Origin of the sequence: Nocardioides daedukensis, from assembly GCF_013408415.1 — a bacterium.
Classification (GTDB): domain Bacteria; phylum Actinomycetota; class Actinomycetes; order Propionibacteriales; family Nocardioidaceae; genus Nocardioides; species Nocardioides daedukensis.
Window position 1 is genome coordinate 1142888 of sequence record NZ_JACCAA010000001.1, and the last position, 15820, is coordinate 1158707.

Annotated in this window: 18 protein-coding genes; 8 read left to right on the forward strand and 10 right to left on the reverse strand. The window is 68.0% G+C overall.

Going from position 1 to position 15820, the window contains the following annotated elements; genetic code table 11:
* Window positions 1-10: 10 nt before the first annotated feature.
* Complete coding sequence (locus BJ980_RS05655) at window positions 11-316, reverse strand: hypothetical protein (protein WP_179501388.1); 306 nt, start codon at window positions 314-316, stop codon at window positions 11-13.
* 244 nt (window positions 317-560) lie between these two features.
* On the opposite strand from BJ980_RS05655, the gene BJ980_RS05660 reads away from it, so the two are divergent.
* Window positions 561-1808, forward strand: a complete 1248-nt coding sequence (locus BJ980_RS05660; protein WP_179501389.1) for an MFS transporter — start codon at window positions 561-563, stop codon at window positions 1806-1808.
* 246 nt (window positions 1809-2054) lie between these two features.
* Here the strand turns inward: BJ980_RS05660 and BJ980_RS05665 are convergent, their stop codons facing one another.
* A complete protein-coding gene (locus tag BJ980_RS05665; RefSeq protein WP_343047706.1) occupies window positions 2055-2666 on the reverse strand; it encodes a pentapeptide repeat-containing protein in 612 nt (203 codons plus the stop codon).
* A gap of 31 nt (window positions 2667-2697) precedes the next feature.
* Entirely contained in the window at window positions 2698-3267 is a 570-nt protein-coding gene (locus BJ980_RS05670; RefSeq protein WP_179501391.1) for a TetR/AcrR family transcriptional regulator C-terminal domain-containing protein, read from the reverse strand.
* A gap of 124 nt (window positions 3268-3391) precedes the next feature.
* Between BJ980_RS05670 and BJ980_RS05675 the strand changes: the two genes are divergently transcribed.
* The 3 genes from BJ980_RS05675 to BJ980_RS05685 are packed head-to-tail and all read left to right on the forward strand — an operon-like array spanning window position 3392 to window position 5317.
* Window positions 3392-4003 carry a biotin transporter BioY gene (locus BJ980_RS05675; RefSeq protein ID WP_179501392.1) on the forward strand — a complete coding sequence of 204 codons (612 nt, stop codon included), beginning with the start codon at window positions 3392-3394 and terminating at the stop codon, window positions 4001-4003.
* Window positions 4000-4686 (forward strand): ATP-binding cassette domain-containing protein, encoded by a 687-nt coding sequence (locus BJ980_RS05680; RefSeq protein WP_179501393.1) that lies wholly within the window; start codon window positions 4000-4002, stop codon window positions 4684-4686. The genes BJ980_RS05675 and BJ980_RS05680 overlap by 4 nt, the downstream gene beginning before the upstream one ends.
* 16 nt (window positions 4687-4702) lie before the next feature.
* The gene (locus tag BJ980_RS05685; protein WP_179501394.1) at window positions 4703-5317 is read left to right on the forward strand and encodes an energy-coupling factor transporter transmembrane component T family protein; all 615 of its coding nucleotides are present in this window, start codon (window positions 4703-4705) and stop codon (window positions 5315-5317) included.
* Window positions 5318-5446: 129 nt separating this feature from the next.
* On the opposite strand, the gene bsaP is transcribed toward BJ980_RS05685, so the two are convergent.
* Window positions 5447-5632, reverse strand: coding sequence for a biotin synthase auxiliary protein BsaP (bsaP, locus tag BJ980_RS19635; RefSeq protein WP_484549439.1), 186 nt, complete (start codon window positions 5630-5632; stop codon window positions 5447-5449).
* Window positions 5633-5775: 143 nt separating this feature from the next.
* On the opposite strand from bsaP, the gene bioB reads away from it, so the two are divergent.
* Both bioB and BJ980_RS05695 read left to right on the forward strand, forming a co-directional pair.
* Entirely contained in the window at window positions 5776-6972 is a 1197-nt protein-coding gene (gene bioB / locus BJ980_RS05690; RefSeq protein WP_179501395.1) for a biotin synthase BioB, read from the forward strand.
* Between the two features lie 84 nt (window positions 6973-7056).
* Window positions 7057-7311, forward strand: a complete 255-nt coding sequence (locus BJ980_RS05695; RefSeq protein ID WP_179501396.1) for an AAA family ATPase — start codon at window positions 7057-7059, stop codon at window positions 7309-7311.
* A gap of 98 nt (window positions 7312-7409) precedes the next feature.
* Here BJ980_RS05695 and BJ980_RS05700 read toward each other — a convergent pair whose 3' ends face one another.
* Window positions 7410-7949: an NADPH-dependent FMN reductase gene (locus BJ980_RS05700; protein WP_179501397.1), complete on the reverse strand. Its 540-nt coding sequence runs from the start codon at window positions 7947-7949 to the stop codon at window positions 7410-7412.
* Window positions 7950-8038: 89 nt separating this feature from the next.
* Between BJ980_RS05700 and BJ980_RS05705 the strand changes: the two genes are divergently transcribed.
* Window positions 8039-8635 (forward strand): TetR/AcrR family transcriptional regulator, encoded by a 597-nt coding sequence (locus BJ980_RS05705; protein ID WP_343047707.1) that lies wholly within the window; start codon window positions 8039-8041, stop codon window positions 8633-8635.
* A 15-nt stretch (window positions 8636-8650) separates the two neighbouring features.
* Here the strand turns inward: BJ980_RS05705 and cimA are convergent, their stop codons facing one another.
* Window positions 8651-10231, reverse strand: a complete 1581-nt coding sequence (cimA, locus tag BJ980_RS05710) for a citramalate synthase (RefSeq protein WP_179501398.1) — start codon at window positions 10229-10231, stop codon at window positions 8651-8653.
* 275 nt (window positions 10232-10506) lie between these two features.
* On the opposite strand from cimA, the gene BJ980_RS05715 reads away from it, so the two are divergent.
* Window positions 10507-11151: a MerR family transcriptional regulator gene (locus tag BJ980_RS05715; RefSeq protein ID WP_179501399.1), complete on the forward strand. Its 645-nt coding sequence runs from the start codon at window positions 10507-10509 to the stop codon at window positions 11149-11151.
* 19 nt (window positions 11152-11170) lie between these two features.
* On the opposite strand, the gene BJ980_RS05720 is transcribed toward BJ980_RS05715, so the two are convergent.
* The 4 genes from BJ980_RS05720 to BJ980_RS19210 form a co-directional block, all read right to left on the reverse strand.
* A complete protein-coding gene (locus tag BJ980_RS05720) occupies window positions 11171-12991 on the reverse strand; it encodes a protein kinase domain-containing protein (RefSeq protein WP_179501400.1) in 1821 nt (606 codons plus the stop codon).
* A gap of 131 nt (window positions 12992-13122) precedes the next feature.
* Window positions 13123-14196, reverse strand: a complete 1074-nt coding sequence (locus BJ980_RS05725) for a branched-chain amino acid aminotransferase (protein ID WP_218855421.1) — start codon at window positions 14194-14196, stop codon at window positions 13123-13125.
* Window positions 14197-14287: 91 nt separating this feature from the next.
* The gene (locus BJ980_RS05730) at window positions 14288-15370 is read right to left on the reverse strand and encodes a 3-isopropylmalate dehydrogenase (RefSeq protein ID WP_179501402.1); all 1083 of its coding nucleotides are present in this window, start codon (window positions 15368-15370) and stop codon (window positions 14288-14290) included.
* 10 nt (window positions 15371-15380) lie between these two features.
* Window positions 15381-15506: a hypothetical protein gene (locus tag BJ980_RS19210; RefSeq protein WP_281178381.1), complete on the reverse strand. Its 126-nt coding sequence runs from the start codon at window positions 15504-15506 to the stop codon at window positions 15381-15383.
* Window positions 15507-15820: the final 314 nt, after the last annotated feature.

The following is a 15820-nucleotide window of genomic DNA, read 5'->3' on the forward strand; positions in this document are numbered from 1 at the left end:
CAGACCCAGTTCAGGCCCCGCCGCCCGTGATCGCGACGAAGCAGAACACGACGGCTCCAGAACCTGCTGTCCACGCGGCAGCCGTCCCCAGGGCCTGTCGCCATGAGCGCTCGCGAAGACGAGCAACGACCAGTGAAACGACGGCAACCAGGAACGGGATGAAGACCGCGACAAGGAGGATCTTCATGACCATCACCGATGTCGGGCTGATCAGCGATCGCTGTTCCGGGTCTGTGAGGTTCCACCACGCCCGGAAGAAACCCGGAAGAAAGGCCACCATCGCTGGGAACAGTGACAGGAGAAACAATCCGGCCATTGGCCAGTTTGACTCCCGCGGAGGACGGAGAGCGGTGTCGGACACAAGTCCCATGATCGGTCCATGGACGAGGATCGCGCAGCCAGTCCGCTGAAGATGACTGGCCGCGACAGCAGTCGGCGACGATGGATCGAGGAATCGCCGCAAGGTCGCGCCTCTCGATAGAATGCAGGCTGCACAGGGCCATGGCGTGACTGTTGGGTGGGAAGGCACGCGCCCCGTTTCGCGAACCCTGGAGTCACCTGTGTCACCACTCGCTGGCTACAAGCGCCTCTTCCGCCTGACCGGTCCCCTCTATGTGGTCGTCGGTTTCCTTGCCCGACTTCCATTGGCGATGAGCCAGCTCGGCGTGCTGCTGCTCGTGGCGGGTATGACGGACAGCTATGGCGCGGGCGGCGCCTGTGCGGGAGCACTCGCCATCGCCAACGCGGTCGGCGCCCCGTTCTGGGGCAACCTCGCCGACCGGATCGGGCAGCGACCCGTCGTACTCGTCCAGTCCCTCGCCGGGGCCGCTGCACTCGCCGTTCTGTTGGTGACCACGCATGCGGGCGTGCCCTGGGCCTGGTCCGCAGTGGCAAGTGCAGCCGCCGGGCTGTTGATGCCGCAGGTCGGCCCGATGGCACGGGTGCGTTGGCGTCCGATCACCTCGCGCAGCGAGAACCAGACCCGGTTGGTCGACATCGCCTTCTCCTATGAAGGCGCCGCGGACGAAGCCTCGTTCGTGCTCGGGCCGGCGCTGATCGGGCTCGGCGTCTCCCTGGCCAGTCCCACCTTCGCCCTGTCCTCCGCCGCGGTGGTGCTGGCCGTCTTCGGTGCGTGGTTCGCCCTGCACCCGACAGCAACCCATGCACACGCCTCTCGTGAGACCGGGGACCACTCAGGGATCCGGCTGCTCACCCCGGCGTTGGTCCTGCTGTGCACCTCGCAACTGGTGATCGGGACCGTGTTCGGCTCGGTGCAGACCGGCACCTCGGTGCTGGCAACCGACGTCGGTCAGCCCGGGTTGACCGGCTATTTCCATGCCCTGCTCGGAGTCGGATCGGTGATCGCCGGGCTCTGCATCACGATGCTCCCGGAATCCTTCGCCCTGCCCGCGCGACTGCGCTGGTTCGCCGTGACGCTGCTGGTACTGGCCACGCCCCTGCTGGTCGTCGACTCGCTGGCCGTGCTGGCCCCGGTCCTGCTGGTGCTCGGCATCAGCATCGCGCCCTACATGATCACGACGTTCACCCTCGGCGAGCGGATCACGCACCGATCAAGGACAAGTGCGGCGATGACGCTTCTCGCTGCCGCCACCGGACTCGGATATGCGATCGGCGCCGGCATCGCCGGTCAGCTCGCGGACTGGGGCGGACAGACGCCGGCGTTCGCCGTCACCGTCGGTGCAGGTGTGGTGGCCATCCTCGTGTCCTGGGGTGGGAGCAGCGTCGTCACCCGTTCGGAGGAGGCCGCCGCCTCGCGGAGTCAACCGTCGCCGGTCGACTCGGCCTGATCACGGCCCTCTCATTCGCATTTGCGCGCTCCGGGCTAACTGATGGGTTGGGGTCGGCGCCTGCACTAACTGATGGGTTGGGGTCGGCGCCTGCACTAACTGATGGGTTGGGGTCCTCAAATGATGATCTGAGAGACCCAACCCATCAGTTACGCACCCTGAGAGACCCAACCCATCAGTTACACACCCCGAGAGACCCAACCCATCAGTTGCGCACCCCGACAAGCAGCAGGACCAGCGGGTCGTTCAGCTGGCATCCACGTCCGCACCGAATTGCTCGGCGAGCAGGACTGCGCCGGCCACGTCCAGCTTGGTTCGCCGCAGGCGAGCAGCCGTGAGGTCGACCCTGTCGAGCGAGGCACCGCGCAGGTCTGCCCCGGACAACTTGGCCTCGCGCAGGTTGGCCGCATCGAGCTGGGCTCCACGCAGGACGGTCCCTGACAGGTCAGCCAGGGACAGGTCGGCCTCGCGCAGGTCGAGACCGGAGAGGTCGAGCTTGCTGAGGTTGATCCCCCGCAGGGTGACCCCGCGCCACTGACCGCCCAGCACCTTGATCGGTCGCAGGATGCAGTCGGTGAAGACCGAGCCGCTCATCTTGCAGCCCTCGAAGGTCACGTCGAAGAAGTTCGTCCGCTGGAAGTCGCAGGCGATGAATGCCGAGTGGGTGTGGGTGCTCGCGTTGAACCGCGATCCGTGGAACGTGCACTGGTCGAAGATCGCACCGGAGCTGGTCACCTCGGAGAAGTCGACGTCACTGAAGGTGCATCGCACGAATCGCGTGGCGCCCAGGTCGTCGGCATACCAGTCCTCCCCGCGGTAGTGCTGGTCCTCGGCCGACCCGTCGCTCACGTCATTCACGTGCCACACCGTACGGCGTTGCTGCCGCGCCTCAACGACGTCGGGTGCTGACCTCGGCGTGCACCCGGATCCCATCGACCACCAGGCCCAGTCCGAGGTCGAAGTCGGAGCGCTCGCGCGGCTCGTCAGCGATGGCGCCGACACTGGCCGCCTGCATCTGGGTCTGCTCCTGCAGGGCGTGGCCGAGCACGAAGTGCAGCACCGTGTTGACCGCGACCGGTAGCACCGCCTCGGGGAGGTCGGCGCCGGAGAGCGCCTCTGCCAGGTCTTCGTCGGGTCGGGCCGCACCGAGGCCGAAGGCGTGCACGGTCGCTACCAGCTCGGCGCCGTCGCGCCAGGCCAACATCGCGTCGCGGAGCTCCCGGCCCAACTCGAGGACCTTCGCATCCCAGCCCGAGGCCGAACGCTCACGACGGCCGCGCTCGAGGATCTCGTCTGCCAGAGCCGCCAGCAGCGTCTGCTTGTTGGCGAAGTGGTGATAGAGCGCGGAGGGCTGTACGCCGAGCTCACTGCCCAGGCGACGCATCGACAAGTCAGCCAACCCATAGGCGTCGAGCACCGTCAGGGCCCGATCGATGATGTCGGTCCGGCGATAGCGCAACGTGTTCTCCCTCCCCGGTCTTCTGGTGTGTGACCACTTACTCTAACCTGAACACTGTTCAGCTTGCGGCGCCGGACCGCGGGCATTCCGTCAGCACGACATCCGACCAGAAGAGAATTCGACCATGCCACGTCGCACCTCCACCTCCACCCCCACCGACATCGCCCTGATCTCGGGGTTCGCTGCGCTGATCGCGGTCGCGGCAATCCTGCCCGCGATCAACGTCGCCGGCCCGGTCCCGATCACACTGCAGACCTTCGCCGTACTCCTGGCTGGCGCCGCCCTCGGTGCCGTCCGCGGCTTCTTGGCCGTCCTGCTCTACATCGCGGTCGGCGCGGCAGGTGTCCCGATCTTCTCCGGCGGCGCAGCAGGCCTCGGCGTACTCTCCGGCCCGACCGCGGGCTATCTCTTCGGCTTCGCGTTCGCGGCGGCACTGTGCGGCCTGATCGTCCAGTCCCTGCCGCGGAAGAAGATCCAGACCAGCGTCCCGCTCATCTTCGTCGCCGGCCTGGTGAGCAGCGCCCTGTTCATCCACACAGCAGGGATGGCCGGCCTGGTGTTCCGCGCCGACATGACGTGGGCGCAGGCGTTCGACATCGACAAGGTCTTCTGGATCGGCGACGTCATCAAGAACGTGGCAATGGCGCTCGTCGCGACCGCACTCCACCGCGCCTTCCCCGACCTGCTCGACCGTCGCCCGCGGCGCTCGGACGTCGAGGCGCCGACACCCGCGTGAGTGGCATCGAGCTCACAGACGTCTCGGTCCGGCCCGCCGGCAACGACGATCTGGTCATCCTGAAGCCCACGACGCTCTCGCTGACCGAGCACCGGATCGCACTGATCGGGCCGAACGGATCGGGCAAGTCGACCTTGGCGCGACTGCTCAACGGGCTGGTCGAGGCGAGCACCGGTCGAGTGGAGGTCGAGGGCCTCGACGTCGCCAAGCACGGCGCCGAGGTACGCCGTCGAGTCGGCTTCGTCTTCACCGATCCAGCCGCGCAATTGGTGATGCCGACGGCGGCGGAGGACGTCGCCCTGTCGTTGCGCAAGCAGGTCCGCAACAAGAAGGACAGGCTCGCTGCCGCGCTCGAGGTCCTCGAGGCCCATGGCCTGGGCGGGCTCGGCGACCGCAGCGTGCACACCCTCTCGGGCGGCCAGAAGCAGCTGCTCGCCATGGCCGGCGTGCTCGCGACTCGACCGTCCATCCTGGTCGCGGACGAGCCCACCACGCTGCTCGACCTGCGCAACTCACGCCGGATCGCCGAGCTCCTCTTCGGGATCGACCAGCAGCTGGTCCTGGTCACGCACGACCTCGATCTCGCTGCGCAATGCGATCGCGCACTCGTGATCGACCAGGCCCGCGTCGTCTTTGACGGGGCGGCCCCTGACGCGGTCGCGCACTACCGGGCGATGGTCTGATCGTGGAGCACCAGGGATGAGACAGGACACACTGCTGGGCGATTACCGCCCCGGCTCGACATGGCTGCACCGGCTGACCCCGGGTCCGAAGCTGTTCGCCCTGGCGGTGATCGCCGTGGTCCTCGTCGCCCTGAGGGAACCGGCTCTCGCCCTGGGCGCGCTCGCCATGGCCACGATGCTGGTCCTCTGGTCGGGCATGGGCATCGCGACGGCGGTGCGGACCCTGCGCCGGATCGCGATCATCGCGCTGCTGCTCGGCGCCTGGCTGGTCTGGCAGCACAGCTGGGCACGCGCCGTCGACTCGGTCGGGGACCTCGCGGCGCTCGTGCTCTTCGCATCGGTCTTGACTGCGACCACGGCGGTCGACGACCTCCTCGACACGATCGTCCGGTTGTTGCAGCCGCTGCGTCCCTTCGGTGTCAACCCGGAGAAGGTCTCACTGGCCTTCTCCTTGGCGCTGCGAGCGATCCCGACCACGCTCGAGATCGCCGAGCAGACCCGAGACGCGGCCATCGCGCGGGGGCTCCAGCGCAGTCCTCGCGCACGGCTGACGCCCCTGGTGATCAGGGTCGTCGCGAACGCCCGCGCGACCGGTGAGGCCCTGCATGCTCGCGGGATCGGGGACGACTGAGTCGTACGTCGCACTCGCGTGCCTGATTCACGCCCCGAACCGCGCCCCCGTCTCCTGCCCCGTCGGGTGTCCGTCTCGTGACTCCGCATCACGCCACCGGCGCCCTCCGGACGGACAGCGTGCGGCGGGTCAGACGCGGATCTCTCCGTGCTCGCGACACGTCGCGGTCCATCCGAGTGGGCTCGACTGCACCCGCAACCCGGCCCGGCACTGCGGACAGAAGCGAGGCGCTTCCTGGAAGTTGTCGAGCTCGCAGTCAGTGTGGTCCGAATCGGCAGCTGAACCACCGCAGTGGCTGCAGTACGGCGTACTCATCGCGTCAGCGTAGTCGGCCGACGTAGTCACCCGTGGACACCGTCCGTGCGGCGTCCCATCGCCGGACCCCACGTTGCAGCCGCGCCTTCGAAGCCCTAACCTGAACACCGTTCAGGTTGCCTATGGGCCAAGGAGCCACTCACATGACGATCCAGTTCGACCTGATCGCCGATCGCATCCTCGCCGGTGGTCTGGCGAACGAGACCGAGGCCCTCGAGGTGTTGCGCACATCGGACGCAGAGGTGCTCGGTGCGGTCTCGGCCGCGGCCCGACTGCGTCGCGCGCACTTCGCGAACACCGTGAAGGTGAACTATCTGGTGAACCTGAAGTCGGGGCTGTGCCCGGAGAACTGCAACTACTGCTCGCAGGCGCTGGGCTCACAGGCGCCGATCCTCAAGTATTCATGGCTCTCGAAGGACGAGGCCCTTCGGCAGGCAGGTGCTGGCCTGCGCGGCGGCGCAACCCGAGTGTGCATGGTCTCCTCGGGGCGAGGCCCCTCGGACCGTGATATCGACAAGGTCGTCGAGATGACCGAGGCGATCAAGCAGGAGCATGCCGGCGTCGAGGTCTGCGCCTGCCTGGGCCTGCTCAAGGACGGCCAGGCCGAGCGGCTCAGGACGGCCGGGGTGGATGCCTACAACCACAACATCAACACCGCCGAGAGCAACCACGACACCATCGTCCAGACGCACAGCTATGCGGACCGGATCGAGACCATCGACAAGGCCAAGGGCGCAGGTCTCTCCCCCTGCTCCGGCTTGATCGCCGGGCTCGGCGAGAGCGACGAGCAGCTGGTCGAGGCACTCTTCGCACTCAGGCAACTCGATGCTGACTCGATTCCGGTGAACTTCCTGATGCCCTTCGACGGAACCCCCTACGAGAACACCTGGGAGCTTTCTCCGCTGCACTGCCTGAGGATCCTGACGATGGCCCGGTTCGTCTGCCCGGACAAGGAGATCCGCATCGCCGCAGGCCGTGAGATGCACCTCCGTTCTCTGCAGGCGACAGCACTGCAGGTCGCCAACTCGATCTTCCTCGGCGACTACCTCACCTCCGAGGGACAGGACGCCCGGGCCGACCTGGAGATGCTGCGCGACAACGGGTTCGTGATCCTGGGCCATGAGGAGGCCTTCAACGACGCCACGTTCGACGAGGTCTTCAACCCATCGAGCCGTGCCTCCTCCGCTGCCTCTGCGAGCGCGTCATGTGCGTCCAGCAGCAACTTCGGCACCGACTGCGGCGGTTGCGCGCAGACAGACACCACTCACGGGTCTGGTCAAGAAGCCAGGCCGGCGATCCGTCGCCGCGGCGCCGGCACCCAGGCCCCTGCCAACGCCTGATGCAGACCGGAGCCAATCGGGTCATGCTGACCATCGACGGTGTCGAGGTCATCGATGCGATGAGCTCGTGGTGGTCGGCGATCCATGGAGGTGTACGTCGTGACCCGCGCCGGGCTGGGAACCCTCAATCACACTGAGCTCGCCGTGGACGCACTGCGTGCCCGCGGCATCGAGCCGGTCGGACTGATCGTCGGATCCTGGCTGGCCCGTCCGGGCACCGTAGAGATCTGCAAACTCGAGGACCTGCCGCGACTGACCGGCGTACGAATCGCCGCCGTCCTCCCCGAGGGCGCCGGCACCCGAGAGGCTCCAGCCTTCGTCGCTGAGGCGATCTCCTGAATCACATCCCCTCGAGCCGGCAGTTGTTGACACATCTGATGGTCAACAACTGCCGGCTCGGCGCGAACAAGCGTCAACAACTGCCGGGTGGACGAGGATCAGGCGGTCGGCTCGGCGTCGACCAGCGCCTGCACGGCATCGGCGAACTTCGCCACGACGGCCTCGTCGGCGAGGATGTCACCCTCCATGGCCGACTGGGAGACCACGATGTGCTCGACGACCTGGGCACCGGCGATGGTTGCCGACTTCTGGGTGTGCTCGTGGGCCCACTTGCCGCCGTAGGGGGTCGGGGTCGCACCGATGACGGCGAACGGCTTGCCCACGACGGCGCCGGCGCCGTAGGGGCGCGAGAGCCAGTCGATGGCGTTGTTCAGCACGGCCGGCATGGTGGCGTTGTACTCAGGCGTGACAGCCAGGACGCGGTCGGCCTCGGCCACGGTCTTGCGCACCAGGGAGGCAGCCTCGGGGACGGTCTCGCCGTCGAGGTCCTCGTTGTAGAACGGCAGGTCGCCCAGGCCTTCCACGATCTCCAGGGTGACACCCTCGGGAGCGTTGTCACGGAGGTTCTCGGCGATGCGGCGGTTGAGGGAGTCGGCGCGAAGGCTGCCGACGAGTACGGCAACGCGGGTGTCAGTCATGGGGATCTCCTCGAGAGGTTGATTGTGGGAATTCGTGGATCAAACGGACCGCGGTCCGCTTTCATTCCCAGCGCGTTAGGATCGAGTTCGTGACGCCGCCCACATTCCTGCCGCTCGCCGAGGATCCGGCTCCCGAGCGACGCGATGCCGCGCGCAATCGCGATGCCGTGCTCGGCGCCGCCCTCCGGCTCGTCGATGAGCAGGGCCCGTGTGCGGTGACCATGGATGACATCGCCGCCTCGGCAGGCGTCGGCAAGGCCACGGTCTTCCGCCGCTTCGGCAGTCGAGCCGGGCTGATGACGGCCGTCCTGGACCATACCGAGGCCGAGTGGCAGGCGGCGGTGATCTCGGGCCCGCCGCCGCTCGGACCGGGCGCTGCCCCGATGGACCGACTGGTGGCATTCGGCCGGACCCGGATGGAGCAGACCCTGGCCCACGCCGAGCTGATCGAGGCCGCCGGCAGCACGACTACGCGCAACCGGGCGGCGTACTCCTTCATCGCCATGCACGTGCGCCACCTGCTAAGAGAGCTCGATGTCCGCGGCGACGTCCCGCTCCTCGCGACCGCCCTGCTGGCACCGCTCGAGGCGGTCGTACTGCGTCAGCAGGTTGAGGTGGAGGGATTGTCAACCGAGCGCATCGCGGCCGCCTGGGAAGACGTCGTACGCCGCGTGGTTGCGGGCTGAACGCCCCGCGTCAGCTCACCCGTGGTGGCGGCGAAGGCCGAAGGTCAACCCGTCGATCAGCGCGCCCCAGGACGCCTCGATCACGTTGTGTCCCACACCGACGGTGACCCACGACGACTCCCCATCAGTGGTCTCGATGAGCACTCGGGTGGTGGCGTCGGTGCCGTGCCCCTGGTCGAAGATACGGACCTTGTAGTCGATCAGCTCGAACTTCGCCACCTCGGGGAACGCCTGGCCGATCGCCTGGCGAAGGGCATGGTCCAGCGCGTTGACCGGGCCGTTGCCCTCCCCGGTGACGACGTAGCGCACGCCCTCGGCCTTGAGCTTGACCGTCGCCTCGGAGACCGCTTCGCCGGCCGGCGAGGTCTCGGTGATCACCCGCCACGACTCGATGTCGAAGTAGGCGGGTCGCGCACCCTCGACAGCCTCCACGAGGAGGAGCTCGAAGGAGGCGTCCGCCGCCTCGAAGGTGTATCCCTGCGACTCGAGCTCCTTGACCCGCGCCGTCACGCGGGTGATCAGGTCCGGGTCACTGGACAGGTCGAAGCCGAGCTCCATGCCCTTGAGCTCGATCGAGGCGCGCCCGGCCATGTCGGAGACCAGCAGGCGCATGTCGTTGCCCACCTCGACCGGGTCCAGGTGCTGGTAGAGGTTCGGGTCGATCTTGATCGCCGAGGCATGCAGTCCGGCCTTGTGCGCAAAGGCCGAGGTGCCCACGTAGGGCTGGCGCGAAGCCGGCGGGAAGTTCGTGATGTCGGCGACGGCGTGCGCGATCCGGGTGGCCTCCGCGAGCCTGCCCCGGGGCAGCACCGTGCGGCCGAGCTTGAGCTCGAGGTTCGCGACCGTGGTGATCAGGTCGGCGTTGCCGGTGCGCTCGCCATAGCCGTTGATGCAGCCCTGGACGTGGGTGGCGCCCCCCTCGACAGCGGCGATCGAGTTGGCCACCGCGCAACCGGTGTCGTTGTGCGCGTGGATGCCGACCCGGCCACCGGTCTCGGCGATCACCTCGGAGACGATCTCCCCGACCCAGTGCGGGAGCATCCCGCCGTTGGTGTCGCACAGGGCGACGGCCTCGGCACCGGCCTCGAACGCGGCAGCGAGCACCTCGAGGGCATAGCCACGGTCGAGACGGTAGCCGTCGAAGAAGTGCTCTGCGTCGATGAACACCTGTTGTCCGCTCTCGCGCAGGTGGCTCACGGAGTCCCTGACCATGGCCAGGTTCTCCTCGAGCGTGGTGCGCAGGGCGAGCTCCACGTGACGGGTGTGTGACTTGGCGACCAGCGTGACCCACGGTGCGCGGCTCTCACGCAGGGCAGCGATCTGCGGGTCGTCGGCCGCGGCGATGCCTGCCTTACGGGTGGAACCGAACGCGGCCAGGACAGCGTTGCGCAGGTCGAGCTCGTCGGCCGCACGGCGGAAGAACTCGGTGTCCTTCGGGTTTGCTCCCGGCCATCCGCCTTCGATGAAGCCGACACCGAGCTCATCGAGGAGCCGGGCGATGTTGAGCTTGTCGGCGACCGACAGGTTGAGCCCCTCCTGCTGGGCGCCATCGCGCATCGTCGTGTCATAGACGTGGAACGCACCCTGCAGGTCCATCACTGACTCATCTCGCTTCGCTTCGGGAAACACAAGTTCGGGAAACACAAGTTGTCGCACAAACAAAAAAACCCCTCGATCACGAGAGGTTGCGCATCGCCGGGGACCGGGGACGCGCTAGGGAATGATGATCGCCGTCTGTTGCACGTCGTCAGTCTGCCATGACGCACCGACCGACGACATGGATCTCGAATTGCGACATTTCCATTCTCCTGTGGAGACCCCCGACCCGGACCTATATTGAGCCGACCGGTCATCGTGAGGGGATTCAAACCATGCGGATCAGCAAGTTGAGCGAGCGCGCCTGCCTGCCAGTCGGCACGGTCAAGTTCTACCTCCGCAGCGGCCTGCTCCACCCCGGGCAGGCCACCAGCGCCACCCAGGCGCTCTATGACGAGTCGCACCTGGACCGGTTGCGGATGATCCGCGCACTCTTCGAGGTCGGCGGCCTCGCCCTGGCCGACATCCAACGGGTGCTGGACGCGATCGACCTGCCCACCGAGTCCGTGGACGTGTCACTGGCGCTCGTCGACGAGGCGCTCACCGGTGCCCCACCCGAGCAGGGCGGGGTCGATGTGACCGCCGCGCGCAACCTTCTTCTCGAGCTCGGCTGGCACGTGGACGTCGCCTCGCCCCACCTGGTTCCGCTGGCCCGTGCCCTGTCCGCACTGGCGGACGTCGGCGTGGTGGCGGACCGTGAGCGGCTCAAGTCGTACGCCGAGGCCGCCGCGCACGTCGCCCGACACGACGTCACTGCGATGGAGAAGGTCCCCGAGAACGACCGACCCCGCACCCTTGCCGCCTCCCAGGTGCTCTTCGAGCCTGTCTTCTCATCCCTGCGCCGCCTGGCCCGCGAGCACCAGGCGTTGGCGACACGTTCGCGGATCCCGTCGCCGCGGATATCGGTGCCGAACGCCTGACTCACCGGACTCACCGGACTCACCGGTCGAGCTTGGCCAACCATGAGTTGCCGCCCCACGGCGAGGTGTTGGTCGGCGTCCACTCGACGCCGTTGCTGCCGGCGGTGTAGAGCATCAGCGCCGTGATCGCGCACAGGACGACCACACCGATCCCCCACCACATCGTGTCGCCGGCCATCGGCCGTCCGATGTTGCGCACGGGTGTCCGCACGCGCGAGCTCCCCGGGCCGGTCCAGACCGAGACGCCGAGGACGAGGCCGGAGACGAGCAGGAGCACGATGTCCTCAACGCCCAGCAGGAGCAGGACGAGCGCTACGCAGGCGGCCAGCATCCAGCCCCAGGCGACCAGCAGCAGGCTGAGCGGCAACGAGACCAGGAAGTGCCAGGGGGCAGCGAGCACGTCGACGAGCCCGTCGTACCACTTCGTGCCTCGTCGGTTGCGACGCTGTGTTGCGGCGGTCGAGGAGAGCGAGACGCTGCGCAGGAGGATCACCAGGGCAGTGACCAGGCTCAGCGTCAGCCACGGACCGGCCGCGACACCGCTGCCCACCGCAGCAAGCAGGCCCAGGCCGAGAGTGGTGCGGCGCAGGCGTACCGCCCAGGACGGTCGCGGCGGTGCCGACTGTTGGGGTGCCGACTGTTGCGGTGTGCCCTGCTGTTGCGGTGTGCCCGACTGTTGAGGCGTGCCCTGGTGGTGCGGTGAGTGTGGACCGGCACCCGGCTGCCCCGGATAACCGGACTGGGGTGGCGGGGGCTGCTGGTAGGGCGACCGCGCCGGCGCCATGAACGACTCACCGGCCGAGGGTGAGGCCTGCGGTTGCGCGGCGGGGTGTGATGCGGCTTGTGGGTGCGGCGGCTGCTGCCCCGGGGGCTGCTGGCGGGTCGGCGCCTCACCGCTGGTCACGCCACTGGTCACATGATTGGGGCCGTTGCCCACCACCTCGGTCGCGGTGAAGTCCGGCGCGGCGGAGAGCGGCATGGTCATCGTGGCAGGGGCTGGCACCGACTTCCGCCCGGGCCGTGACCGGTCCCGGATGGCGTCCTCACCCAACCGCGCGATCAGCTGCGTGAGCGTCGGTCGGTTGGCGGGATCGGGGTCCAAGGCGGCCACCACGAGGCCGAGCACCTCATAGCCGAGCCCGTCCAGGTCATGGTCGCCGCGGCGTACCCGGTCCAGAACGGCCATCGACGGCCCCTTCCCGAACGGCCCACGCCCCAGGCCGGCGAAGGTGACGGTGCCGGCCCACGCATGTACGTCGGAGGCGGAGGTCGGCTCGTGGCCGAACAGGACCTCGGGGGCCAGGTAGCCCGGCGTACCCATCAGATAACCGGTGCGGGTGATCCGCTCGTCATCGGCCAACCGGGCCAGCCCGAAGTCGATGAGCACCGGGTGCCGGCCCTCCATCAGGACGTTGCTCGGCTTGACGTCGCGGTGCAGTACGCCGACGTGGTGGACGGCCTGGATCGCCTCGGCCAGCCCACGGGCGAAGACGATCAGGTCGGCACCCTCGAGTGGGCCTTCCTCGGCCACGTGGTCGTGCAGGTTCAGCCCCGGGACGTAGCGCGTGGCCACGAACGGCACCGGTCCCCACGGGTCCGCGTCGACGATCTCGGCGATCCGCGGCAACTGCACCCGGCTCAGCGACTTGACCTCGCGGGCCAGTCGCTCGCGCGCCTCGGCGTCCCCGACGACGTGTGGGCGCAGGACCTTCAGCGCGACCCGCTGGCCACCCGGCCTGCGGGCAAGGTGGACGACACCCATGCCACCTTCACCGATGCGGGTGAGCAGCTCGTAGTCCCCCACCTGCATTCCGCTGGGGGCACGTCCCTGTGTCGTCACGTCGTGAGATTACCTGTTCGCGGCGCGCGCGTTCGGTTGCGCACGCCGGGCCCACACGTCGGGCCCCCCGCCACGGATCACAGGCCACGAATCACAGACCGCGGCTCACAGGCCGCGACAGACGACACAGCTCACACGACGCGGTGCATCCAGCCGAACGAGTCCTCGGCGCGTCCGTACTGGATGTCGACGAGCGCCTGGCGGATCTGCATGGTGAGCTCGGTCGACGCCGGGGCCGCGACCTCGCCGCCGTCCCACTTGAGCGAGCCCACCGGGGTGACGACGGCCGCAGTGCCGCAGGCGAAGATCTCGACGATCTCGCCCGAGTCGACTCCGTTGCGCCACTCGTCGATGGAGAACTTCCGCTCACTCACCTGGTGGCCGAGCTTGCCGGCGAGCTCGATCACCGAGGAGCGGGTGATGCCCTCCAGGATCGTGCCGGTCTGGGGGGTGACGATGGACCCGTCCTTGAAGACGAAGTACATGTTCATCCCGCCGAGCTCCTCGACGTACTTGCCCTCCTGCCCGTCGAGGAAGACGACCTGGTCGCAGCCGTGGGCGGAGGCCTCCTGCTGTGCCACCAGCGAGCTCGCATAGTTGCCGCCGGTCTTGGCGGCACCCATGCCACCGCGACCGGCGCGGGTGTACTCCTCGGTCAGCCAGAGGCTCACCGGCTTCACGCCGCCCTTGAAGTAGGCACCGGCCGGCGAGGCGATCACCATGAACGTGACGTGCTGGCTCGGGCGGACACCGAGGAACTTCTCGGTGGCGATCATGAACGGACGAAGGTAGAGGCTCTTCTCCCCCACGCTCTCGGGGACCCAACGGGCGTCGACCTTCACCAGCTCGTCGACGGCTGCCACGAACTCCTCGACCGGGAGCTCGGGGAAGGCCAGGCGACGCGAGGAACGCACCATCCGCTCGGCGTTCGCCTCGGGACGGAACGTCCAGATCGACCCGTCCTCGTGACGGTAGGCCTTCATCCCCTCGAAGGTCTCCTGCGCATAGTGCAGGACTGCCGTGGCCGGATCGAGAGTGAGCGGGCCGTAGGGCGTGATCCGCGGGTCGTGCCACCCCTTCTCGGGGGTCCACTCCGTGGTGAACATGTGATCGGTGAAGTGGATCCCGAACCCGGGCGCCGCGAGGATCTCGGAGAGCTTCGCGTCGTCGACGACCTGGTCACTGAGGGTGGTGCTGATCTCCATGGACATCAAACTATCTGACCTTCTCTGAAATGGCGGACGCCGGGCACGTCGAAGAAACGTGCCCGGCGCCGAGGATTGGCTGGAGGACGCGTCAGCCGGCTACTCGTGCGGCGATGGCGTCGCCGACCTCGCTGGTACGTCGTGCCTGGCCCGGGGTACGGGCGGACAGGTCGGCGAGCACGGCGGTCTCGATGGCCGCTGCGGCCTCGGGGTGGCCGAGGTGGTCGAGCAGGAGCGACGCGGACAGGATGGCCGCGGTCGGGTCGGCCTTCTGCTGGCCGGCGATGTCGGGCGCGGAGCCGTGCACCGGCTCGAACATCGAGGGAGCGGTGCGGTCGGGGTTCACGTTGCCCGAGGCGGCCAGGCCGATGCCACCGGTGATGGCCGCGGCGAGGTCGGTGATGATGTCGCCGAAGAGGTTGTCGGTGACGATCACGTCGAAGCGCGCGGGGTCCGTGGTCATGTGGATCATCGCGGCATCGATGTGCATGTAGTCGGTGGTGACGTCGGGGTGCTCGGCGGCGACGGCCTCGAACAGACGCCACCACACCGACCCGGCGTTGACCAGCACGTTGGTCTTGTGGACCAGGGTGAGCTTCTTGCGGGTGCGGCGCTCGGCTCGCGCGAAGGCGTCGCGGATGACCCGCTCGACGCCGTACGCCGTGTTGACGCTGACCTCTGTGGCCACCTCGGCCGGGGTGCCGACGCGCAGTGCGCCACCGTTGCCCGTGTAGGGGCCCTCGGTGCCTTCGCGGACCACGACGAAGTCGACCTCAGCGCCCTTGAGGATGTGCTCCCCCAGCGGCGAGACAACCCCGGGGAAGATCTTCGAGGGCCGCAGGTTGACGTAGTGGTCGAGCTCGAAGCGGAGCTTGAGCAGGAGGCCGCGCTCGAGGATGCCGGGGGGCAGGTTGGGGTCGTTGGGCTTGCCGCCGACGGCACCGAGCAGGATCGCGTCGTGGGCGCGGATCTCCTCCAGGGTGCTCTCCGGAAGGACCTCGCCGGTGGCGAGATAGCGCTCTGCGCCGAGGTCATAGCGGGTCTGCTCGAACTTGATCCCGGCCGGCGAGGCAACCTCGAGAACCTTGAGGGCTTCGGCGGTGACTTCGGGACCGATGCCGTCGCCGGGGATGACGGCGAGCTTGGCGGAGGTGACGGGGGTGGAGGAGGTCATGGCGAGGAATCTAGTTGTCGTCGGGGCGCGGACCGCCGTTGTCTCGCAGGTCAAGAGCGGCCTGCACCGCCTCGAGGCTGCGCGGGTTCTCCGGGTTGTGGCTGGCGGGGCCCCACTCGGGATACATGTCATACATCGGTCTGTCTCCTCAATGTGTCGTTGGTGCGTGCGTTGTCGGATGGAACGGTGATGCCTGGTGGATGCTGCTCGGTGGATGCTTGGCAGCATCGAGAGCATCGACAACGCCCCGCGACGGGAGACGGGACACGACACACGGATCACGAATGTCGGTTCGGTCGCTGTGACCGGAGAAGGAGCGGATCGCGCTGGTTTCACCAGGTTCCGGCTGGCCTGTTCAGCTTGCCGGAAGATCCGCCGCGGGGCGTTTCATCAATTCAGATGTGATGAAGGCCCGGGAAACACCACTCGCCACGGCGAGGTGGCCTTCTT